Source organism: Actinomadura sp. KC06, from assembly GCF_004348735.1.
Taxonomy (GTDB): Bacteria; Actinomycetota; Actinomycetes; order Streptosporangiales; family Streptosporangiaceae; genus Spirillospora.
The window spans coordinates 13,535-35,764 of the sequence record NZ_SMKT01000020.1; the positions used below are offsets into that span (position 1 = coordinate 13,535).

The 22,230-nt window shown below is 72.1% G+C and carries 18 protein-coding genes; 10 read left to right on the plus strand and 8 right to left on the minus strand.

Annotated elements, in window-relative coordinates; translation table 11 throughout:
* Window positions 1–7 precede the first annotated feature (7 nt).
* Window positions 8–1,699 (minus strand): septation protein SepH, encoded by a 1,692-nt coding sequence (sepH, locus tag E1287_RS09560; protein WP_131964504.1) that lies wholly within the window; start codon window positions 1,697–1,699, stop codon window positions 8–10.
* Between the two features lie 424 nt (window positions 1,700–2,123).
* Here sepH and E1287_RS09565 point away from each other — a divergent pair, with 424 nt between their 5' ends.
* A complete protein-coding gene (locus E1287_RS09565; RefSeq protein ID WP_131964505.1) occupies window positions 2,124–3,137 on the plus strand; it encodes a hypothetical protein in 1,014 nt (337 codons plus the stop codon).
* Between the two features lie 6 nt (window positions 3,138–3,143).
* On the opposite strand, the gene E1287_RS09570 is transcribed toward E1287_RS09565, so the two are convergent.
* Window positions 3,144–4,454, minus strand: coding sequence for a D-arabinono-1,4-lactone oxidase (locus E1287_RS09570; protein WP_131964506.1), 1,311 nt, complete (start codon window positions 4,452–4,454; stop codon window positions 3,144–3,146).
* A gap of 231 nt (window positions 4,455–4,685) precedes the next feature.
* Here E1287_RS09570 and E1287_RS09575 point away from each other — a divergent pair, with 231 nt between their 5' ends.
* From E1287_RS09575 to E1287_RS09585, 3 genes are read left to right on the plus strand one after another with little or no spacing between them, the layout of a single operon-like run.
* Window positions 4,686–5,882, plus strand: a complete 1,197-nt coding sequence (locus tag E1287_RS09575) for a lytic transglycosylase domain-containing protein (RefSeq protein WP_131964507.1) — start codon at window positions 4,686–4,688, stop codon at window positions 5,880–5,882.
* A gap of 12 nt (window positions 5,883–5,894) precedes the next feature.
* A complete protein-coding gene (locus E1287_RS09580; protein WP_131964508.1) occupies window positions 5,895–6,803 on the plus strand; it encodes a ferrochelatase in 909 nt (302 codons plus the stop codon).
* Window positions 6,804–6,852: 49 nt separating this feature from the next.
* Complete coding sequence (locus tag E1287_RS09585) at window positions 6,853–7,662, plus strand: inositol monophosphatase family protein (RefSeq protein WP_131964509.1); 810 nt, start codon at window positions 6,853–6,855, stop codon at window positions 7,660–7,662.
* 67 nt (window positions 7,663–7,729) lie between these two features.
* On the opposite strand, the gene E1287_RS43610 is transcribed toward E1287_RS09585, so the two are convergent.
* The gene (locus E1287_RS43610) at window positions 7,730–7,888 is read right to left on the minus strand and encodes a hypothetical protein (protein WP_165968940.1); all 159 of its coding nucleotides are present in this window, start codon (window positions 7,886–7,888) and stop codon (window positions 7,730–7,732) included.
* A gap of 226 nt (window positions 7,889–8,114) precedes the next feature.
* Here E1287_RS43610 and E1287_RS09590 point away from each other — a divergent pair, with 226 nt between their 5' ends.
* Both E1287_RS09590 and E1287_RS09595 read left to right on the plus strand, forming a co-directional pair.
* Window positions 8,115–8,768, plus strand: a complete 654-nt coding sequence (locus E1287_RS09590) for a response regulator transcription factor (RefSeq protein WP_131964510.1) — start codon at window positions 8,115–8,117, stop codon at window positions 8,766–8,768.
* A complete protein-coding gene (locus E1287_RS09595; protein WP_243718785.1) occupies window positions 8,765–10,015 on the plus strand; it encodes a HAMP domain-containing sensor histidine kinase in 1,251 nt (416 codons plus the stop codon). The genes E1287_RS09590 and E1287_RS09595 overlap by 4 nt, the downstream gene beginning before the upstream one ends.
* Window positions 10,016–10,030: 15 nt before the next feature.
* Here the strand turns inward: E1287_RS09595 and E1287_RS09600 are convergent, their stop codons facing one another.
* Together E1287_RS09600 and E1287_RS09605 are read right to left on the minus strand one after the other, a co-directional pair.
* Window positions 10,031–12,865, minus strand: a complete 2,835-nt coding sequence (locus E1287_RS09600; protein ID WP_165968941.1) for an ABC transporter substrate-binding protein — start codon at window positions 12,863–12,865, stop codon at window positions 10,031–10,033.
* Window positions 12,862–14,541 (minus strand): serine/threonine-protein kinase, encoded by a 1,680-nt coding sequence (locus E1287_RS09605; protein ID WP_131964512.1) that lies wholly within the window; start codon window positions 14,539–14,541, stop codon window positions 12,862–12,864. The genes E1287_RS09600 and E1287_RS09605 overlap by 4 nt, the downstream gene beginning before the upstream one ends.
* 507 nt (window positions 14,542–15,048) lie before the next feature.
* On the opposite strand from E1287_RS09605, the gene E1287_RS09610 reads away from it, so the two are divergent.
* Together E1287_RS09610 and E1287_RS09615 are read left to right on the plus strand one after the other, a co-directional pair.
* Window positions 15,049–15,345: a DUF4193 domain-containing protein gene (locus E1287_RS09610; RefSeq protein WP_067893074.1), complete on the plus strand. Its 297-nt coding sequence runs from the start codon at window positions 15,049–15,051 to the stop codon at window positions 15,343–15,345.
* A gap of 17 nt (window positions 15,346–15,362) precedes the next feature.
* Window positions 15,363–16,124, plus strand: coding sequence for a hypothetical protein (locus E1287_RS09615; RefSeq protein WP_347813961.1), 762 nt, complete (start codon window positions 15,363–15,365; stop codon window positions 16,122–16,124).
* Between the two features lie 199 nt (window positions 16,125–16,323).
* On the opposite strand, the gene E1287_RS09620 is transcribed toward E1287_RS09615, so the two are convergent.
* The gene (locus E1287_RS09620) at window positions 16,324–16,611 is read right to left on the minus strand and encodes a DUF4235 domain-containing protein (RefSeq protein ID WP_131964513.1); all 288 of its coding nucleotides are present in this window, start codon (window positions 16,609–16,611) and stop codon (window positions 16,324–16,326) included.
* A gap of 115 nt (window positions 16,612–16,726) precedes the next feature.
* Here E1287_RS09620 and valS point away from each other — a divergent pair, with 115 nt between their 5' ends.
* Together valS and E1287_RS09630 are read left to right on the plus strand one after the other, a co-directional pair.
* Window positions 16,727–19,252 (plus strand): valine--tRNA ligase, encoded by a 2,526-nt coding sequence (gene valS / locus E1287_RS09625; protein ID WP_131964514.1) that lies wholly within the window; start codon window positions 16,727–16,729, stop codon window positions 19,250–19,252.
* Between the two features lie 75 nt (window positions 19,253–19,327).
* On the plus strand, window positions 19,328–20,215 hold the full coding sequence (locus E1287_RS09630; protein WP_131964515.1) for a metal-dependent hydrolase: 888 nt from the start codon (window positions 19,328–19,330) through the stop codon (window positions 20,213–20,215).
* 52 nt (window positions 20,216–20,267) lie between these two features.
* Here E1287_RS09630 and E1287_RS09635 read toward each other — a convergent pair whose 3' ends face one another.
* The gene (locus E1287_RS09635; protein WP_131964516.1) at window positions 20,268–21,551 is read right to left on the minus strand and encodes a cytochrome P450; all 1,284 of its coding nucleotides are present in this window, start codon (window positions 21,549–21,551) and stop codon (window positions 20,268–20,270) included.
* Between the two features lie 120 nt (window positions 21,552–21,671).
* A complete protein-coding gene (locus E1287_RS09640) occupies window positions 21,672–22,226 on the minus strand; it encodes a hypothetical protein (RefSeq protein ID WP_131964517.1) in 555 nt (184 codons plus the stop codon).
* Window positions 22,227–22,230: the final 4 nt, after the last annotated feature.

A 22,230-nucleotide genomic window follows, 5' to 3' on the forward strand; every position in this document is an offset into this window, starting at 1 on the left:
CGGAAGGCTACTCGGGACGCCGGGCGCCGAACATGATCTCGTCCCAGGACGGCACGGAGGCGCGCTTGCCCTTGGCCTTGCGGCGCCGTGCCGGACGCGGCGCGCCCGCCGGCTCGCCGTTCGCGGCGGCCGCCGGCGCGGGCGACCCGGTCGCCGGCTTCTCCTGCGCGGCCGCGGGCATGGCGGGACGGCCGGCCGGCTTCTTCTTCGCCGGCGTCCGCGGAGCCTGCCGTTGCGCGGGACGCTGCGCCGCCGCGGGCTTCTTCTCCCGCGCGGGCTTCTCCTCCTCGGCGGGTTCGGACGGCGCGGGCCGCGCGGGCTCGGGCCTGCGCCGCGGAGCCGCCGCACTGGACGCCTTCTCCGCCGGTGCCTCTTCGGCGGTCTCCTGCTCACGGTCGGATTCGTCTTGTTCGTCGGCGCGCTCGTCCGTGACCGTCTCCGCCTCGGCGGCGTCGCGATCGTCTTGGTCGTCCTCTTCCTTGGGACGGACGGTCTCGCTCTCGCTCTCGATCTCGGGCGCCGCGTCCTGCTCGGCGGCGGCCTCAGCCTCGGCGGGGGTTTCGCGCGTGTCGGTGTCGCGCGGCTCGTCGGCCTCGCGCGTCTCGCTCGGCGGGGCGGCTTCGGGGGCCTGTGCCGCCGCCTCGCTGGGCCTGACGGGCTCGGTCGTGTCGCGTCCCAGAGCGGCCTCGCCCGGCTCGTGCGACTCGTGCGATTCGGGCGTCTCGTCGCGGTCGGCGGTTTCCGCGGGCTCGGCCGGGGCGGCCTGTTCGCGGGCGCCGGTCGGACGGAGCGAGGCAGGCGTACGCGTAGCAGGTTCGACGCGCTCGTCCGATTCGCGCGGCTGGACGGCCTCGCGCAGCGAAGCGGCCTCGCTCGGCTGCCGGAACCGGGGGCGAGGTTCGGCCACGGGGCCGCGTTCGGCGACGTAGCCGCGGGGCTCGGCGGCGCGCAGCGGCTCGGGTGCAGGTGCAGGTGCGGGTGCGGCGTGCTGTTCGTGCGCGCCGGGCTGCTCGTGCTCGGCGGGCAGCCCGCGCGGCGCCGGGTCGCGGTCGCTGGACACGACCTTCATCGCGGGACGGCGCGGGACGAGCGGCGTGACGGTGTCGGAGAGCGGCTCCTCGTCCCAGTCGACGGCGGTGAGGCGCGCGGCGATCTCGTCCAGCGGGGAGACGAGGCGGCGGCGCGGGTCGAACGTCCACTCGGCGGCGTGCGGGCGGGCGTTGTCGAAGAAGGAGAGGCGGACGCGCCAGGTGTTGTCCTCGCACTTCCAGGAGTCCCATTCGACCTCTTCGAGGTCGACGCCGCCGCGGCCGAGGCGTTCCTCGACGGTCTCGCCGAGCGGCGGTCCCGGCGCCGACTCGCCGGGCCGGCGCACGGCGACGCGCTGCGCCTGCTGTGCCATGTATTCGCGTTCCTGCAGGACCGGACCCTCGAACCAGCGGACGCGCTCGACCGGGATGCCCGCCGACTCGGCGATCTCCTCCGCGGTCTCGCCGGAGCGGATACGGGCCTGGATCTCCTTGGGGCGCAAGGGACTCTCCACTTCGATCTCGAACTGGCCGAGGCGGGAGAAGTGCCCACGGACCGCGGCGCGGAGCCGGTCGTCGACGGGCAGGGTGAACCGGGTGCCTCGGCCCGCGGTGGCCAGGACGAGGTACGTACCGTCCTCGCTGACCGCGACGAGGCGCAGCTCCTGCATGCGTGTCCTTCCTGCCCTGTCTTCATGGCACGGAGGACCCCGGACCGGCCCGGCCTTGCTCTCACCGGCCGGCCGTCCGATGCCCACCGAGGGCGCATGCGTGCCCTTCCCCCGGGTTCCCGAGTCTCTCTTTCGGACACACCTGCTGCCAGCACCGTACCCGGCATGTCCGAACATCGCCGCTCTCGAAGCCCCCTCCACGAGGTCGAAGAGGGCACCTGACCTAGCTTGCCGGTGACGCGACCGGCGGGACGCCGCCCCGCCTCAATCTTGTCCATCTTTTTCCTCACGGTGCCTGACGGGCGCGCGCGGCTCCAACCGGCCCGGCGTTGCGATTGTCACGTTCGCTGGCGGAACAACCCGGATGTCCCGGTTAGTTTCTGTTCCGGGGATTCGACGGCGATGGACGAGGGGGATCAGAGGCATGCCGCGCAAGCTGCCGGACGTCAGCACGACGCAGCTGATCGCGAGCGCGGCGGCGACGGCGGCCGCGGCTTTGGGGGCGTCCTACCTGGGGGTGTACGGGACGATCATCGGCGCGGCGCTGATGAGCGTGATCTCGACGGCCGGGGCGGCGGTCGGCAAGCACTACCTCGACCAGGGCCGGGGACGGCTCAAGGAGCTGACCGAGCTCCAGGCGGCGGCGCGGCGGCGGGACGCGGCCGAAGGCGCGGCGGACGAGGCGACCAGCGCCGACCCGACCCGCACCGTGGTGTGGTCCGGCGACCCGAACGCCACCCGCCGGTTCGATCCGGCGTCCGGCGGCGATCCCAACGCCACCCAGTTCGACCCCCTGGCCGGTGGTGATCCCAATGCCACCCGCTTCGACCCGCGGTCCGGCGGCGATCCGAACGCCACGCGTCGCGACTTGCCGCCGGGCGCCGATCCGAGCTCCACGCGCCTGGACCCGGTGGACGCCGTCGCCGCCTCGCTCGCCGAGGCCGCGGGGGAGGACGCGGTGCGCCAGGCCGCCCGGCGGTCGGCGTGGCAGAACACGGTCGAGTGGGCCAGGGCGCACTGGGTGAAGCTCGCGGTGTCGTCGGCAGCGGTGTTCGCCATCGTGATCGTCGGGATCACGATCTACGAGGCGACCACCGGGCAGGCGCTCGGCAAGGGCGGCAATGGCCTGACCGTCACGCAGGTGCTGGGCGGCGGTGGCGGGCAGGCGGACGACGATCCGTCGCCGAGCCCGTCCGGCGACCCGAGCGGCCCGGGCGCCACGCCAGGCGAGACGCCGACCGGTGACACGCCGTCCACGCAGCCGACCACACCGGACGGGCAGCCGACGACGCAGCCGACCCAGCGGCCCACCGACCAGCCGACGACCCCGCCCACGTCGTCGGTCCCGACGCCTCCGGACACTCCGGCGCCCACCGAGGGTCCGGACGGCGGCGGCCAGGAGCCGGGCGGCGCCGACCCGCAGGCGCCCGCCGGCTAAGCCGCCTCAGTCGCCGAAGACCTGTTTCGTGTAGGGGTTGGCGAAGCGGCGGTCGGGGTCGAGTTCGTCGCGCAGGGCGCGGAAGTCGCCGAACCTCGGATACACCTTCTCCAGGTACGCGGCGTCTCGCGTGTGGAGCTTGCCCCAGTGCGGACGTCCGTCGAGGGCGGTCATGATGTCCTCGACGCCGCGGAAGTAGTCCTCGTGCGCGTCGCGGTGGTAGACGTGCACGGCGATGAACGCGCTGCGCCGTCCGTGGGCCATCGACAGCCAGGCGTCCTCGCGGGGAAGCATCCGGACCTCGATCGGGAAGCTGATGCGCCAGTCTCTCCGCGCGAAGAGGGCGCGCAGCTCACGCAGCGCCGGGACGAGTTCCTCGCGCGGGATCGCGTACTCCTGCTCCTTGAAGCGGACGGTCCGCGGACTGGTGAAGACCTTGTACGAAGTGTCGCTGTAGGCGCGCGCGCCGAGAGCCTTGGCGGAGATGCCGTTCACGAAGCGCGTCGTGCTGGGAACGCGGTGCGTCAGCCGGTTGACGGCTCCGAACACCGTGTTGGACAGGAACTGGTCGTCCAGCCAGTACTTGAACCTGGACAGCGGCTCCGCGGCACCCTCGACGCGGTTGTTCCTCTTAGTCAGGCAGCCCTCGGTGTGCGGGAACCAGTAGAACTCGAAGTGCTCGTTGGCGGTGTCGAACTCGTCCAGGCGCGCGAGGACCTCGTCCCACTTCATCGGTTCCTCCTGTGCCCGCAGGAGGAACGCCGGGACGGTCCGCCAGGTGATGGCGGTGACGACGCCGAGCGCGCCGACGCCCGCGCACGCCGCGTCGAACAGGTCGGGACGCTCCTTCCGCGAGCAGGTCACGACGGTGCCGTCGGCGAGGACGAGCTCGAGCTCGGCGACCTGGGAGGCCAGCCCGGCGGCGTCGCGCCCGGTGCCGTGCGTGGCGGTCTGCAGGGCGCCGGCGACGGTCTGCTCCTGGATGTCGCCCATGTTGGCCAGCGCGAGGCCGTGATCGTCCAGGACGCGGTTGAGCCGGTGCAGCGGCAGCCCCGCCTCGACCGTGACGAGCCCGGACGCGGTGTCGACCGAGCGCACGGCCGTGAGCCCGGCCGGACGCAGCAGGACGCCCTCCGCGACGGCGGCGCCGGTGAAGGAGTGTCCGGTGCCCGTCATGCGGACCGTGAGGCCGTCGTCGGCGGCCGACCGCACCGCCGCCCCCACCTCGTCGGCGGTGCGCGGCGTCACGACGCGATGCGGCGTGGCCTGCTGGTTTCCCGCCCAGTTCCGCCACTTCTGGTTGCTCACGGGGGACATGCGGTGACTCTACTCGGCCGCCGTTCATGAGGAAAGTTCATGTTCTGCTCCGGAAGCACCCGGGGGGAATCCGGCGATACCGTACTATCCGGTCGCATACCGGCTCGCCCATGTTCCTGTTACATGTGGGAATGAAGTGACAAGGCGGGTAACCGTCCTAAGCGACAGTCGTTGGGAAAAGTTGTGGCTCCTCCATCAGCACCGCGCACCGAGCCCGAGCCCCAGCCCGACATGCGACCGCGTAGGCCGAAGCCGGAGAAGAAGCAGCGGAGGCCGCAGAACACCGGCGCGCCTTCCGGGACGCGCCGCCGCGGACGGGGGCTGCGGCTCGCCGTCGCCGGTATCGCGGTGCTCGCCGTCGCGACCGCGTCCGGCGGTGTGATCGCGGCGCTGACGACGGAGGACGCGGAGCCCGCCGCCGATTCGTCGCGAGCGCAGCCGCCGCCGAGCGTCCCGCCCGGCGACCCGGTCAACGTGGCCACCGGCGGCGAGGTCGCCCCGCTGCGGCGCGTGGTCCCGCCGGACGTGCTGGCGGTCGGCCGCGGCTCGATCCCCGCCGCCAAGATCAAGAAGATCGCGTCGCTGGGCCGGGTCAGCGACGTCGTGGCGGTCGCGGGCGGCGCCGTCCAGCTCCAGGGGCGGCAGGTCAACGCGTTCGCCGTCGACCCGTCGGCGTTCCGCTCGTGGACGCCGCCCGGAACCGCGAAGAACAACGCCCTGTGGGAGGCGCTGGCCGCCGACCGGTTCGTCGTGTCCACGGCCGCCGCGGAGCATCTCCGGCTCAACCGGGGCATGCGGTACCCGGTGGTCGGACGGACGATGCCCGAGCTGACGATGGGCGGCGCCGGACCCCTCGGCCTGCCCGGCATCGACATGCTCGTCAGCGGGAGCTCCGGAGGCCGGATCGGACTCGTCCCGAACGTGGCGGTCCTGGTCAACGCGCCCGGCGTGAGCCCGGCCAAGGTCGTCAAAGCCGTGACCAAGGTCCTCGGGCCCGGCACGAACGTCGTCAACCTGCACGACTACCAGACGCCCGGCGACGGCGGCCGTCCGAGCAGCTACCTGGACCTGTACAAGGAGGCGGCCACCGCGTGCCGGGGCCTGTCCTGGACGGTCCTCGCCGCGATCGGCCAGGTCGAGAGCGACCACGGCCGCAACGCGGGCCGGTCCAGCGCGGGCGCGCTCGGGCCGATGCAGTTCATGCCCGCGACGTGGAAGGCGTACGGGGTGGACGGCGACCGCGACGGCAGGGCCGACATCATGAACCCCTACGACGCCATCCCCGGAGCAGCGAAATACCTGTGCGCGAACGGTGCTGGCAGGGGCGGCAAGCAGCTCTACAACGCGGTGTACCAGTACAACCATGCCCACTGGTACGTCCAGAAGGTCCTCAGCCTCGCCCGCGCGTACGCCGCACGGTTCAGCTGATTGGATAGAAGCATGACGTCGTATGACGCGTTGCTTCTGCTGTCCTTCGGGGGGCCGGAGGGGCCCGAGGACGTGATCCCGTTCCTGGAGAACGTGACCCGTGGCCGCAATATCCCACGGGAGCGCCTGGAAGAGGTGGGGGAGCACTACTACATGTTCGGCGGGGTCAGCCCCATCAACCAGCAGTGCCGCGACCTCAAGGCCGCGATCGAGGCCGATTTCGCCGCCCACGGCGTGGATCTGCCCGTCTACTGGGGCAACCGGAACTGGACCCCGTACCTGGCCGACACCGTCCGGCAGATGAAGGCGGACGGTGTGCGCCGGGCGGCCGCTTTCGTCACGTCCGCCTACAGCGGCTACTCCACCAACGACCAGTACCTCAACGACATTGCGCGCGCGCGCCAAGAGGTGCCGGACGCGCCTGAGATAGACAAGCTGCCCGTCTACTGCGACAGGCCCGGCTTCATCGAACCGTTCGTGGACGCCGCAAAAGACGCTCTGAGCCGTCTCCCAGAAGACGCACGGTTGGTCTTCACCGCGCACAGCGTGCCGCTGTCCCAGCCCAACCGGGACCTTTACGCCGATGAGCTGGAGACGGCCGCGCGGACGGTCGTGCAGAAGGCGGCCCCTGGAACGCCGTGGGACCTCGTCTACCAGAGCCGCAGCGGCCCTCCCACGCAACCGTGGCTGGAGCCGCAGATCACCGACCATCTGGAGAAGCTGCACGGCGAAGGCGTCCGCGCCGTCGCGGTCGTGCCGATCGGGTTCGTCTCCGACCACATGGAGGTCAAGTTCGACCTCGACGTCGAGGCCGCGGAACGCGCCGCCGACCTCGGCATCGCGTTCGCGCGGGCCGCCACCCCCGGCACCGACCCCAGGTTCGCCGCCCTGCCCCGCCACCTTCTGGCCGAGACGAAATGAGCGAAGCGAACCGGGGGGCGTGGGGGGTCGTCCCCCCACGAGGAGCACGATGAGCCTGGCGGACGACCTCCTGGAGCTGGCCGCCGAGACCGCGCGGGAGGCCGGCCGGATGCTGGTCGACAAGCGTCCGGCGGGCGGCCCGGACGTCGTGGGGACCAAGTCGTCCCCGACCGACGTCGTCACCCGCCTGGACCGCGCCGCCGAGCAGCTGATCATCGAGCGGATCCGGGCCGCCCGCCCCGACGACGCGTTCCTCGGCGAGGAGGGCGGCGACCGGGCCGGCGGCAGCGGCGTCCGCTGGGTGGTCGACCCGATCGACGGGACCGTCAACTACCTCTACGACCTGCCCGACTGGGCGGTCAGCATCGCCGCCGAGGTGGACGGCACGGCCGTCGCCGGGGTCGTGGAGATCCCGCGCCGGGGCGAGTCGTACACGGCCGTGCGCGGCGAGGGCGCCCTCCAGCACGGCGCGTCCGGCACGCGCGAACTCCGCGTGAACTCTCGGGTGCCGCTCGACAAGGCGCTGGTGGCCACGGGGTTCGGCTACGCGGCCGGACGGCGCGCCAGGCAGGCGCGGGTCCTCACGGGCGTGCTGCCGAACGTCCGCGACATCCGGCGCGGCGGCTCCTGCTGCGTCGACCTGTGCTCGCTCGCGGCCGGACGGGTCGACGCCTACTACGAGCGCGGCGTCCAGGCGTGGGACATCGCCGCCGGCGGGCTGATCGTCCGGGAGGCGGGCGGACGCGTCGAGGGCCTGCACGGCGCCGCGCCCGGCCCGGAACTGACCATCGCAGCAGCCCCGGGCACCTTCGAGGCCCTCCACGACCTCCTGGCGCCACTGGACCCGCTCGGCGACTGATCCGGGACATGGAACGGGGAGCCCGGGACCGCACATGTCCCGGGCTCCCCGTGTCGCTCGCGCGTTCTCAGTCGCAGCGGGGCGGCTCTACACCGATGTCGTTGTTCGCTGCGATCCGGCGCAGGTCGTTGATCTCCTCCTGGCGAATGTCCGCCAGGTAGGTGTCTCCTTCTGCATGGGCGCTTCGCAGCGACGCGTACGCGTCATCGAGTCGCTGCTGGATCATTCGTGACAACTCGCCCATAGGCCTCCTCCCGGATCGTGCCCATGCCTACCCAGGCCTAGGCTGAAGGTAAACCTGAACCCTGATGCAATTTTCGCGGATTCTTGCGCCGCTGCCACCACGGCGCTGACAACGATCATCTGAACAGGTGTTTACGGGCGTCTTACGGCTCCCGTGGCATATCTGGAGGCCGGGACGGGCCCCGTCCCGGCCCATGGAGGGGGACCTCGTGCGTGTTCTAGTCGTCGAGGACGAGCGGGTGCTCGCCGACGCGATCGCCACCGGCCTGCGCAGGGAGACGCTGGCCGTGGACGTCGCCTACGACGGCGCCGGCGCGCTGGAGCGGGCCGGCGTCAACGAGTACGACGTGATCGTGCTCGACCGCGACCTGCCCAAGGTCCACGGCGACGACGTCTGCAAGCAGCTCGTCGCGCAGCGCTACCCGGCGCGGATCATCATGCTGACCGCCGCGGGCGAGCTGGACGACCGCGTCGAGGGCCTGTCCATCGGCGCCGACGACTACCTCGCCAAGCCGTTCGCGTTCGCCGAGCTGATCGCCCGGGTGCGGGCCCTCGGCCGCCGCGCCGCCGCGCCGCTGCCGCCCGTCCTGGAGCGCGCCGGGATCAGCCTCGACCCGGCCCGCCGCGAGGTCGCGCGGGACGGCCGCCCCGTCGAGCTGACCCGCAAGGAGTTCGCCGTCCTGGAGGTCCTGCTCAGCGCGGACGGCGCCGTCGTCAGCTCCGAGCAGCTCCTGGAGAAGGCCTGGGACGAGCACATCGACCCGTTCACGAACGTCGTCCGCGTCACGATGATGACGCTGCGCAAGAAGCTCGGCGACCCCCCGGTGATCGAGACCGTGCCCGGTGTGGGATACCGGCTGTGACCACCGAACCCGAACCCCGCGACGGCACGGAGACGTCCGGCGGCGGCCCGTGGCGGCGGCCCGGCCCGCAGCAGGTCCCGCAGCCCGCCCAGGCGCCCAAGGGCATGTGGCGCGGCGACGGCGGCGGGACGTTCGGCGAGATGAAGGCGCTGCCCCGCATGAGCGTCCGGCTGCGGCTCACCCTCCTGTACGGGCTGCTGTTCTTCATGGCGGGCGCGCTGCTGCTGTTCGTGATGTCGGTGCTGATGGCCGACATCCTCGGCGGCGTCAAGGTGATCGGCTTCAACATCTCCGACGAGGAGGCCGCCGCGCTGCAGCGCCAGTTCGTCGAGCAGACGATGCGCCAGCTCGTCGGACGGTCGCTGCTCGCGCTCGGCGGCGTCGGGGTCATCACGCTGGTGCTCGGCTGGTTCGTCGCCGACCGGGCGCTCAGCCCGCTGCAGCGGGTCACCACCACCGCGCGCCGCCTGTCGGAGAGCACGCTGCACGAGCGGATCGCGCTGGAGGGCCCGGACGACGAGATCAAGGAGCTGGCCGACACCTTCGACGCGATGCTCGAACGGCTCGGGATGGCGTTCGACTCCCAGCGCCGGTTCGTCGCGAACGCCTCCCACGAGCTGCGCACCCCGCTCGCGATCAACCGGACGCTGCTGGAGGTCGCGCTCGGCGACCCGGACGTCTCCGACGACCTGCGCGCCGTCGGCCGGACGCTCCTCGCCACCAACGCCAGGCACGAGCGGCTCATCGAGGGCCTGCTGCTGCTCGCCCGCAGCGAGCGGGAGCTCGCGACCCGCACCCCGGTCGACCTGGCCGAGGTGGCGACGACGGTGCTGGAGCACTCCGCGCGCGGCGACCACGACCTCGACGTGTCCGTCCATCCGGAGCTGACGTCGGGGAAGGCGCTCGGCGACCCGGTGCTGCTGGAGCACCTGGTGTCCAACCTCGTCGAGAACGCGATCAAGCACAACGTCGAGGACGGCGGCGAGCTGTGGATCCGCACCGGCATGCTGGAGGGCTACGCCACCATCCAGGTCGAGAACACCGGCCCCGCCGTGCCCGCCTACGAGGTGGAGCGGCTGTTCGAGCCGTTCCGGCGGCTGAACGCCGACCGCGTCGAGTCGGCCAAGGGCGCCGGGCTCGGGCTGTCGATCGTCCGGTCGGTGGTGCTGGCGCACCGGGGCGCCGTGTACGCGGCGCCGCGGCCCGGCGGCGGGCTGATCGTCACCGTGCGCCTCCCGCCGGGCTGATTCCCCGGGCGGGCCCTACTTGAGCGCGGCCGTCGCCACGGTCGGGTCGCCGTCGTAGTCCATCTCCAGGCCGACGAACATGCCGCCCCTGCGCACCGCGGCCGAGCCGGTGTTGACCAGGGGGATGAGGGCCATGTCGTCCAGCGCCAGCTTCTCGGCCTGCCGGAACAGGTTGGCGCGGGTGCTGGCGGGCTGTGTCCGCAGCGCGCTGGAGATCAGGGTGTCGAAGTTCCCGTTCTTCCAGCCGGACAGGTTGTAGTAGTTGTTCGTGCCGGTCGCCACCACCGTGCCGCCGAGGAGCGGCCACAGCATCGAGTAGGCGCTGGGGTAGTCGGGGCCCCAGGAGAAGAACGCCAGGCCGCATGCGTCGTCCTTGACGAGTTCCTTGCGGAAGCGCTCGTACTCGCTGAGCGGGATCGCCCGCGCGTCGATCTTCCAGCCGAGGACCGACTCCAGCGAGTGCCGCACGACCTCGACCAGCTTCTCGTCGGCGGTCGAGGCCCGGTAGTAGAACCGCATCTCCGTCCCGGGCTTGAGGCCCGCCCGCGCGGCGAGTTCCTTGGCCTTCGCCGGGTCCGTCCCGTCGCACGACGGGCAGGCGCCGGGCCCGCCGAAGCCGGGGACCCCCGCCGGGACGATGCCGTGGGCCCGCTTGTAGGAACCGCCGGCCAGCGCGACGAGCTTCTCCCGGTCGATCGCGTAGGACACCGCCAGCCTGGCGTCCTTGGAGTGCATCGGCGGGCGCGCGGTGATCGGGACGAGCATGCGGGTGAACGGCGAGGGACGCGTGACCAGCTCGTTCTTGGGGGCGGAGGCGACCTGGTCGGTGCCGACGGTGTACCAGTCGACCTCGCCGGCGGCGTAGGCCGTGCGTCCCAGGCCCGGTTCGTCGCTGAGGCGGACGTCGACGGCGTCGAACTTCGTCTTGCCGAACGCCCAGGCGTCGTTGCGCACCAGCGTGACCCGGCTGTCCTCCCGGTAATCCTGCAGGCTGAACGGCCCGTTCCCGACGGGCCGGATGTTGTACGCCTTGTTCTCGGGCCTGCCCGCGTCCTCGGGGACGGGCATGAACGCGGGCTCGGCCAGCCGCGCGGGGAAATCGCAGTTGGGGGACGTGAGCGCGACGTCCAGCAGGGTGCCGGACACCACCTTGACCCCCGATAGCGTCTCGGCCTTGCCGCTCGAGACCGCCGCGAAGCCCACGATGTCGGTCATCAGGTAGGCGCCGCCGCCGGCGGACGTCGCCGCGCTGCGGGCCCAGCCGCGGGCGAACGCCTGCGCGTCGACGGGCCTGCCGTCGCTGAACCTCGTCCCGTCCTTGATCTGGATCTTCCATTGCCGGCAGGACGCGTCCGGGGTGATCTGCGTGGCGAGGCGGTTGCGGGGGGTGCCGTCGGGGGCGAGTTCGGTCAGGCCGGTGAACAGCTGCTTGGTGAGGAATCGCTCCGCGCCGCTGAACGCGTGCGACGGGTCGATCTCGTCGGCGCTGGTGCCCACTCCCCGCATCGCCATCTGGAAGGTGCCGCCCGTCCGGCCGCCCGCCGACGTCGTGGTCGGGTCGGGGTCGCCGTCGCCCGCGAGCTGGACGGCGATCGCGGTCCCGGCCACGACCAGGGCGACCAGCGCGGCGCCGCCCGCGCTCGCCAGCACGCCCATGCCGCGCCGGCCCCGCCGTCCCGGCGGGCGGGGGACGTCGGTGCCCATGTCAGGGGCGGCGGAGGACGGCCAGGTCGCGGCGTATCCCTGCCCGCCGGGCGGCGGAGCGGGAGGCGGGGGAGCCGGAGGCGGCCATGCCCCACCGGGCGGCGCCATCGACGGCGTCTGAGGCGGCGGCGTCTGGGCGGGCGGCGTCTGGGGCTGCGGTGTCTGGGGCTGCGGTGTCTGGGGCTGCGGTGTCTGGGGCTGCGGTGTCTGGGCGGGCGGCGTCTGGACGATCCGCAGCCGAGCCGACTCCGTCGCCGCGGTCGCGGCCCCCTGCGTGAGGATCACCGAGTCGTCGCCGGGGGCGTCCTGCCGCGCGCCCGGCTGCGGGAGGCTTCCCGCGAGGTTCAGCAGATGCGCCAGGACGCGCTGGGACTCGGGACGCAGCGCCGGGTCCTTGCTGAGGCAGTCCGCCACGATCTGGCGCAGCGGCGCGTGCAGGTCGCCGAGGTCGGGCGGCAGGTTGAGGATGCGGTGCATGACCGCGGGGATGGAGTCGTGCCCGAACGCGGGACGCGCCGTCGCCGCGTGGACCATCGTGGCGCCCCACGCGAACACGTCCGCCGCGGGCCCGACCCGCGCCCCGGAGATCTGCTCCGGCGCCATGTAGGCGGGCGTGCCGACGGCCGTGCTCGACATCGTGCCCGTCGCGTCCAGCGCCCGCGCGATGCCGAAGTCGATCACCCGCGGGCCGTCCGGCGCGAGCAGCACGTTGGCGGGCTTGAAGTCGCGGTGCACGACGCCCGCCTGGTGGATGGCGGCGAGGGCCGTCATCGTCCCGATCGCCAGCCGGTCCAGGTCGGTGCCCCGCCGCGGGCCCTCCGCGGACAGCACCTGCGACAGCGGCGGGCCGTCGATGTACTCGCTCACGATGTACGGCCGGTCGCCCTCGACGTCGGAGTCCAGGACGCGGGCCGTGCAGAACGCCGAGACCCGCTTCGCGACCGCCACCTCGGCCGCGAACCGCGCCCTCGCCTTCGGGTCGCCGCTGAACCGCGCGTGCAGCAGCTTCACGGCGACCCGGTGGCCCGGCTCGTCCTCCCCGAGGTAGACCGTCCCCTGACCGCCCTCCCCGAGGAGGCCGGTCAGGCGGTACGCGCCGAGCCGGGACGGGTCACCCGCGCGAAGCGGCGTGACCTCGTCCGTCACCTGCTCACGGTCCCGAAGGCCTGGGCGGACGAGGCCGAGCGGGTCTGCCGCCACTCCCACCGCATGGTGGTGCCGGACCCGGACGGGATGAACGTGATGTAGCCGGGCGCGCACTCCTTCGGGTCCATCCCCGTGTAGGGGGTCTCCTGGTACTCGATCCGCGAGCTGCCGCTGTCGCCCGACAGGTGCGTGAGCCGCGTCCGGCACTCGACCTGCGAGCCGGACGGGTAGGTGTAGGTCGCGATGCCGCTGGAGTACACCAGCGTGAACCGGACGTCGAAGCTCGTGTGCCCCGAGCTGGCGCCCGGCTGGGACCCGTTGCCGCGCCACACGCCGATGAGGCCGCCGCGGGTCGTGGACGGCGTCGGGAAGTCGGTCCGCGGCGAGTAGGTCGTCGGCGGCGGCGTGTACGGATCAGGGTCCGGGTCGTCGCTGTTGGCGGCGACGACCACGATCGCCACGATCACGATGACGACGATCAGCGCGAGCACGCCGCAGCCGATCGCGAGGATCGGCCCGGCGCCGCCGGACTGCTTCGGCTGCCCGTACCCGGGCCCCGGCGGGACGGGCTGCCCCATCGGCATCCGCGGCTGGTTCGGCGGCGGGGGCGGCATCGCCCCGCCCTGGTACATCGGCATGGGCGGCGGCGTGATCGGCTGCGGCGGCGGCGTGTTCGGGCCCGGCGGCATCCCGGCCTGGTGCATCGGCATCGGCGGCGGGGTGATCTGCTGCTGCGGCGGGTGCTGCGGACGCGGCGCGGCCGGCACCGGGGGCGGCGGCGCGAGCTGCGACGCGATCCGGGTGCCCTGGTTGAGCAGGTCGTCCGGCCCGCCCGCCTGGGAGCCCGGCGCGACGCCGACGTGCCCGAGCAGGTTCAGCAGGAGCTGCGCCGCGGGCGGGCGCAGGCCCGCGTCCTTGGACAGGCAACGTCCGACCAGGTCGCGCAGCGGCCCCGCGGGCAGCGCGGACAGGTCGGGCTCCTCGTTGAGGATCCGGTTGATGATGACCGGCAGCGTGTCCGCCTCGAACGGCGACTGCCCGGTCGCGGCGAACACCATCGTCGCGCCCCAGGCGAAGATGTCCACGGCCGGGGTGAGCGGCGCGCCGGTGAGCTGCTCGGGCGCCAGGTAGCCGGGGGTGCCGACCACCATGCCGGTGGCGGTCACCGCGCTCTCCTGCGAGTTGACCGTCCGGGCGATGCCGAAGTCGACGACGCGCGGGCCGTCCGAGGCCAGCATGACGTTGTTCGGCTTGAAGTCGCGGTGGACGATCCCGGCCTCGTGGATGGCGGCGAGCGCCGTCACCGTGCCGATCGCGAGGCGCTCCAGCTCCTCGGCGCTGCGCGGACCGTCGTGCGCGACGACGTCGTGCAGGGACGGCCCGTCGATGAACTCGCTGACGACGTACGGCTGGTCGCCGTGGACGTCGGCCTCCAGGACGCGGGCCGTGCAGAACGGCTCGACCTTCTGCGCCGCCGCCACCTCGCGCGTGAACCGGGCCCGCGCGGCCGGGTCGTTCGCCATCTGCGCGTGCAGCAGCTTGACGGCGACGTACTCGCCTCCGGGCGTCCTGCCCAGGAAGACGGCGCCCTGACCCCCGGCGCCGAGCCGTCCGACGACCTCGTACTGCCCGAGTGCCCTAGGATCGCCCGGCTCCAGCGGAGCGGCATCCGGCATCTGACCCTCCAGTGACCCGCAGTGATGTCCCGCGATAGTGTGCGCCGGACCCCGTCGCGGGGGCCTTCCGCCGGCGTTCGCCGGGCAGGCCCCGCAAGGGGGCCCGCCCCCAACCTCAGGCGGGCACGATATCGCGTTAGTTCAGACGTTTCACCGAAGAGTCTGGTTCGATGTCCGACCTGCCCGATCGGCCGTCCCGCCGCGCCGGGCAGGTCGGCGCGCACAACGCCCCCCGGACCGATATGATCCCCGACCGCCGCGCGAACCGCGGCGGGAGCCCTGGTTACGGCGCCATACCGCGACATCCGTTCGATATGTGACAGAAGACACATTTCTCGGAAGAGATGCGGGTGATGGGTGTCACTCGTGGGGACGGTCGCGCCTTGTGTGTCGCAGGTCACCAACCGTGACAGAATTTCCCGCCCGGATCGGGCACAAGAACGGTCCCCCGAGCGTTAGTTCCGCGCGACGGGGCGCATAAAGCACTGAGGGGGATGGAGATAGAAGATGGCGACCGACTACGACAGCCCACGCAAGACAGACGACGACCTCAGCGAGGACAGCCTCCAGGAGCTCCAGGCCCGGCGCGCCGACAAGGCCGCCAGCATCATCGACGAGGACCTGGACGCCGGTGAGGTCGCCGAGCTGCCCGGGGCCGACCTGTCGAACGAGGAGCTCACCTTCCGGGTGGTTCCCCGGCAGGCCGACGAGTTCACCTGCACCCGCTGCTTCCTGGTGCACCACCGCAGCCAGCTGGCCACCGAGAAGAACGGCCAGCCGATCTGCCGCGAGTGCGCCGCCTGACCGGGAGTGGCCGCAGGGTGCCGGAAGAGATCGAACGTCAGGAGGACATGGAGCCGTCCCGCCGGAACGGCTCCGCCGAACTCGGTGAGCTGGTCGGACGGCTCACCGCCGACGAGGACATGGACCGCGAGACCCGCGGCCGCCTGCTCGGCCGACTGGCCGTACTGCTCGGCCAGAAGGCCCGCAGAGCAGGCGCCGCGGGCGTCGCGCGCGGCCGCCTGCTCGGCGACCTACTCGTCGAGGCCGCCCCGCACATCCCCATCCGCGACCTCGAGACGCTGCAGGCCCACCACCGCGGCCTGATGGGCGAGGAACTCGCCGACAGGATCGTGAAGGTGGCCGGAAACGGCACGACCGCCGTCGGCGCCGCCGGCGGCGCGCTCGCCGCCGTGCAGTTCACGGCCCCGCCGCTGCTGCTGACCGCCCCCGCTCAGCTCGCGGCCGAGACCCTGGTCGTCGCCGCCATCGAGGTCAAGATGATCGCCGAACTGCACGAGGTGTACGGGGTCACCGTCCACGGCACCGGCACGACCCGCGGCGCCGCGTTCGTCACGTCCTGGGCCCGCCAGCGCGGCATCAACCCCCTGGAGACCGGCTCGCTCACCAGCGCCCTGGGAACGGCGGCCAAGTCGGCGCTCCGCAAGCGCATGCTGCGCACCTTCGGCCGCACGCTGGGCACGATGGGCCCCCTTCTCACCGGCGCCGCCGCGGGCGCCGCCCTCAACCGCTCCGCCACCAAGGCCCTGGCCGCCAAGATCCGCCACGACCTCCGTGGTTGATTGCGTTTCTCTCCTCCTTCGGGCCCTGGGGCCCTCCATCGTCGAGAAACGCGCGCCATCGCTGCATCGCTCCGACTCGCCCGGCGGCTCGCTGCGCGATCAGGTTTCTCGCAAGCTCGAAACCTGCCTTCGGACGCGATCGCAGGCGTTGAGGTCGTCGCGTGGTTGCGGCGGTGGCTGAGTCTGCCGATAAGTCTTTTTAACCGTCGGTCTTGAGATTGGACGGGAGTTCGCCGGTGCCCTTGGCCCATTGCCTTGCGGCGGCGCGGGTGGCGAGCAGGCGGGCGAGCTCCATGCCGACGCCCATCACGACGGCCCAGCCGATCGCCTCGGTCAGCGCGACCTCAGGGGACTCGGGGTTGGTCGGCGGCTCCTTCCCGGTGCTCTTCTTCCAGGCCATCGTGATGGCCTTCTTCGCGACGAAGCCGCCCGCGAAGGCCGCGGCGCCGGCCATCACCCGCCAGCCGAGGTCGCCCTTGTCCGCCATGATCGTCCTCCAGTCGTCCGGTGGTTCCGACGCTACCGGAACCGTCCGCCGGTGATCGTCGCGTTCGCGCCGGTAATCGGGATGCGATGCGGGGCGCGGTCAATACGATTGGCCCATGACAGAGCAGCCGCGTACTCCGAACGTCCCGCCCAAGCCCTCCCTCGACGGCCTGGAGGACACGTGGGTACGCGTCTGGGACGACGAGGGCGTCTACCGCTTCGACCGCACGCGGCCGCGCGGCGAGGTCTTCTCGATCGACACCCCGCCGCCCACCGTGAGCGGTTCCCTCCACGTCGGCCACGTCTTCTCCTACACCCACACCGACACCGTCGCGCGGTATCACCGCATGCGCGGTCGGGCGGTCTTCTACCCCATGGGCTGGGACGATAACGGCCTGCCCACGGAGCGTCGCGTCCAGAACCACTTCGGGGTGCGGTGCGATCCGTCCCTTCCGTACGATCCGGACTTCGAGCCGCCCGCCAAACCCGACGCCAAGCGGCAGCGGCCGATCTCGCGGCGCAACTTCATCGAGCTGTGCGAGCGGCTCACCGCCGTGGACGAGAAGGCGTTCGAGGAGATGTGGCGCCGCGTCGGGCTCTCGGTCGACTGGAACCACCTCTACACGACGATCGGGGACGTGTCCCGGACGGCGTCCCAGCGCGCCTTCCTGCGCAACCTCGCGCGGGGCGAGGCCTACCTGTCCGAGGCGCCGACGCTGTGGGACGTCACGTTCCGCACGGCCGTCGCCCAGGCCGAGCTGGAGGACCGCGAGCAGCCCGGCGCGTTCTACCGGCTCCGGTTCCACGGCGGCGAGCGGCCCGTCTACATCGAGACGACGCGGCCCGAGCTGCTGCCCGCGTGCGTCGCGCTGGTCGCACACCCGGACGACGAGCGCTACCGGGAGCTGTTCGGGACGACGGTCCGCACGCCGCTGTTCGGCGTCGAGGTCCCGGTCGTCGCGCACCGGCTGGCCGAGCCCGAGAAGGGGTCCGGCATCGCGATGATCTGCACGTTCGGCGACGTCACGGACGTCACCTGGTGGCGCGAGCTGAACCTGCCCACCCGCGCGATCATCGGCTGGGACGGGCGCCTCGCCGCCGACCCGCCGGACGGCGTCCCGGCGGACCCGTACGGCGAGCTGGCCGGCAAGACGGTCTTCTCCGCCAAGGAGCGGGTCGTCGAGCTGCTGCGCGAGTCCGGCGACCTGGACGGCGAGCCCCGCGAGATCACCCGCCCGGTGAAGTTCTACGAGAAGGGCAGCAAGCCGCTGGAGATCGTCACGACGCGGCAGTGGTACATCCGCAACGGCGGGCGCGACGAGGGCGTCCGCGCGGAGCTCATCGCGCGCGGCCGCGAGCTGGAATGGCACCCCGGTTACATGCGGGCCCGGTACGAGAACTGGGTCGAGGGCCTGAACGGCGACTGGCTGATCTCCCGGCAGCGGTTCTTCGGCGTGCCGATCCCCGTCTGGTACCCGCTGGACGGCGAGGGCGAGCCGCGCTACGGCGAGCCGATCGTGCCGGCGGAGAGCGCGCTGCCCGTCGACCCGTCGTCCGACGTCCCGCCCGGGTTCACCGAGGAGCAGCGCGGCGAGCCGGGCGGTTTCATCGGCGACCCGGACGTCATGGACACCTGGGCGACGTCGTCGCTGACCCCGCAGATCGCGGGCGGCTGGGAGCGCGACGCCGACCTGTTCGGCCGGGTCTTCCCATACGACCTGCGCCCGCAGGCGCACGACATCATCCGGACGTGGCTGTTCTCCACGGTCGTCCGCGCGCATCTGGAGCACGGCTCGCTGCCGTGGAAGGGCACCGCGCTGTCCGGCTGGATCCTCGACCCGGACCGCAAGAAGATGTCCAAGTCGAAGGGCAACGTCGTCACGCCGATCGACCTGCTGCGTGAGTACGGGTCCGACGCCGTCCGGTACTGGGCCGCCGGCGGGCGTCCGGGCACCGACACCGCGTTCGACACCGGCCAGATCAAGGTCGGCCGGCGGCTCGCCATCAAGATCCTCAACGCGTCCAAGTTCGTGCTGGGGCTGGGGGACGTGCACGCGGACGCGGCGGTCACCGAGCCGCTCGACCGGGCGATGCTGGCGGCGCTGTCCGGGGTCGTCCAGGACGCGACGGACGCGTTCGAGGGCTACGACTACGCGCGGGCCCTGGAACGCACGGAGCGGTTCTTCTGGGAGTTCTGCGACGACTACCTGGAGCTGGTCAAGGCGCGCGCCTACGGCGAAGGGCCGGAGGGCCACTCCGCGCGGGCCGCGTTGCGCACCGCGCTGTCGGTCCTGCTGCGCCTGTTCGCGCCCGTCCTGCCGTTCGTGACGGAAGAGGTCTGGTCGTGGTGGCGGCACGGGTCGGTGCACAGGGCGTCGTGGCCGTCGACGGCGGAGCTGCCCCCGGGCGGCGACCCGGCCGTCCTGGTGGCGACGGGTGAGGCGCTCCGGCAGGTCCGCAAGGCGAAGTCGGAGGCGAAGGCGTCGATGCGCGCCGACGTGTCCCGCGCGGTGGTGCGGGGTGCCGAGGTGATGCGGATCGCACGTCCGGATCTGGCCGCGGCCGGACGCATCGCCGACCTGACGCTTGAGGACGCACCGGCCGACCTGACCGTCGACGTCGTCCTCGCCCCTGTGACCTGAGCGACTCCGCCGCCCCTTGACGCGGTCCCGCCCCGCTCCCAATATTGGATGCGACGTCCAATTGAATGGAGGGCGATGAGCGAGATCGACGAGCGGCATCCCGTCATCACTCCGCGGCGCGTGAAGTTCGACTGGACGGACACGCCCCTGCACTGGATCCCGGACGAGCCGGTCGCGACGCACTTCATCAACGTCCTGCACCTGCTCCTGCCCGCCGGCGAGCGCTGGTTCGTGCACGTCTACAAGCAGACGCTGCCCCTCGTGGAGGACGACGCGCGCCTCCACAAGGAGGTCAAGGGGTTCATGGGCCAGGAGGCCGTGCACGCCTACTCCCACCAGGGCGTCCTCGACCGGCAGATGCTCGCGCAGGGCCTCGACCCGCGTCCGCTGACCGACCGGATCGAGTGGGTGTTCACGCGGCTGCTCGGCGACCGGTGCCCGCTGCCGCTCCTGTCCGGGCGGCGGTGGCTGGACGTCCGGATCGGGATCATCGCCGGCATCGAGCACTACACCGCGGCCCTCGGTCAGTGGATCCTGGACGCCCGCGAACTCGACGACGCCGGCGCCGACCCGACGATGCTGGACCTGCTGCGCTGGCACGGCGCCGAGGAGGTCGAGCACCGCTCCGTCGCTTTCGACGTGTACCAGCACGTGGCCGGACGGTACTGGACGCGGTTCATCGCGTTCTTCCTAGGCGTCCTGGCGATGCCGCTCATGGTGTACGCGGGCGCCGTGTATCTCTGCCGGGCCGACCCGACGCTCAGCGGCGTCCGTCCCAGGGTCCGGGACTACCGGCGGGCCGTGCGGCGCGGGCTGTTCCCCAGCAACCGGTTCATGGTGTCGGCCGCCCGCTCGTACCTGCGGCGCGACTACCACCCGTCCCGCGAGTGCTCCACGCGGCGCGCCCTCGACTACCTGGCCGTGTCGCCCGCCGCGCGGGCCGCCGGGCACAAGGCCCCCTGAGCCGCGGCGGGCCCGGCGCCGCAAGCCGCGCCACGGCGCCCGGGCCCGTCGCTCAGAACGTGCAGGGCAGGTGTTTGATGCCGTTGATGAAATTGGAGTAGAGCATCTGGGGTTCGCCGCTCGCCCGGATGTCCGGCACGCGCGTGAACAGCTCCCGGAACATCACCGTGATCTCCTGCCGGGCCAGGTTGGCGCCCAGGCAGAAATGCGGCCCGGGACCGCCGAACCCCACATGCGGGTTGGGGGAGCGGGTGATGTCGAAGGCGTCCGGGTCGGTGAACACGTCGGCGTCGCGGTTGGCGGAGTTGTAGAACAGCAGGACCTTGTCGCCCGTCCGGTACCGCTGGCCGTTCATCTCATACTCGCGGGTGACCGTCCGGCGGAACTGGATGACCGGCGTCGCCATCCGGACGATCTCCTCCACGGCGCCGGGCGCGTGCGCGTCGAAGTCCTCCATCAGCAGGGCACGCTGCTCCGGGTTGTCGGTGAACAGCTTCAGGCCGTGCGACATGGCGTTGCGCGTGGTCTCGTTCCCGGCGACGACGAGCAGGATGAAGAACGACCCGATCTCCTGGTCGGTCAGCGACTCGCCGTCCACGTTGGCGGTCACGAGCCGCGACACGAGGTCGTCGCCGGGGTACCGGCGGCGGCGCCGCGCCAGCTTCATCGCCAGGTGGTTCAGCTCGTACCCGGCCGCCATCGCCTGCAGCAGCCCGTACAGGACGCCGATCCGGGTGATGTCGCCGCGGTAGAGGTCCTTGCCGCCGGTGTACTCCGGGTCGCCGAGGCCCAGGATGGTGTTCGTCCGCTGGAACACCATGGGGCGCAGCCGTCCGGGGATGCCCATCATGTCGCAGATGACCTCCAGGGGCAGCCGGGCCGCGACGTCGGTGACGAAGTCGGCCGAGCCCTTGCCGCGCAGGTCGTCCACGATCCGCGTCGCCGTCGTCTGGAGGTCGGCCTCCAGCTTGGCGAGGACGCGGGGGGTGAACGCCCGCGACACGATCCGCCGGATCTTGGCGTGCCGCGGGTCGTCCATGTTGATCATCGAGCCGAAGTACCGGGCCATGTACCGGGGCAGGTCGGCGATGCTGGTGGAGGACGGCTCGCTGCTGAAGACCTCCGGCGTCCGGCTGGCCTCCACCACGTCGGCGTGCCTGGTCAGCGCGTAGTAGCCCCGCCCGGTCCTGATGAACGGCATCTTCAGCTCGCGGAAGAACGCGGGCCGGTCCCGCTCGCGGAGCCGCGCGAACGCCGCCAGGCGCCGGTCCGGGGGAAGGGACCAGAAGTTCAGGTCGGACAGGTCGATCTCGCCGGTGTCCCGCACTGCCGTCACCGCACACCGTCCTCACGTGGTTCAGAACGCCATTCGGTTTCCATCGAACCGAGGTGCCCCGACATCCGTCAAGGGGCCACCGCGACCCTTCGCCGCAGCAATCCCCGTTCCATCGCGATGTCACAGGGTGAGGAGGGTGAGTACCAAGAGGGTTGTCAGGGCGGTCGTGGTCTTCATGGCGGGTAGCCGGGTGGCGATGAGCGGAGCGCGGTGGTCGTCTCGGGAGAGGTAGGTGAGGGTGGCGCTCAGGGCGCGGCCCAGGCCGAAGGCGGTGCCGGTCAGGAGGGTGATTGCGAGGGGCCCGTGGCTCAGGAGGAGGGCCAAGGCCAGGACGTATGGGGCGGTGGACGAGACGTAGGTCCGCACGCCGGTGCCCAGTTCGAAGCCGAATTGGAGCGTCCCTCGGCGCAGGTTGGTCTGGAGGACTTCTTGCGGGATCTGGCGGGCGTTCTGCGGGAGGGGAAGGGAGAGCAGGCCGAATTCGCGGGCCGTTCCGAGCGCCGCGATTCCCAGGATCGCGAAGGCGCGGACGGACGCGGGCAGCGGCGCGGAGAAGCCCGAGAGCAGCCAGATCACCATGGCGCTCAGAGTGCCGCCGAGCAGCAGCCCGGCGGTGAAGACGGCCAGGATCTCGCCCTGCCGTACGGGAGCCCGCCAACCTGGCGAGAACAGCACGGAT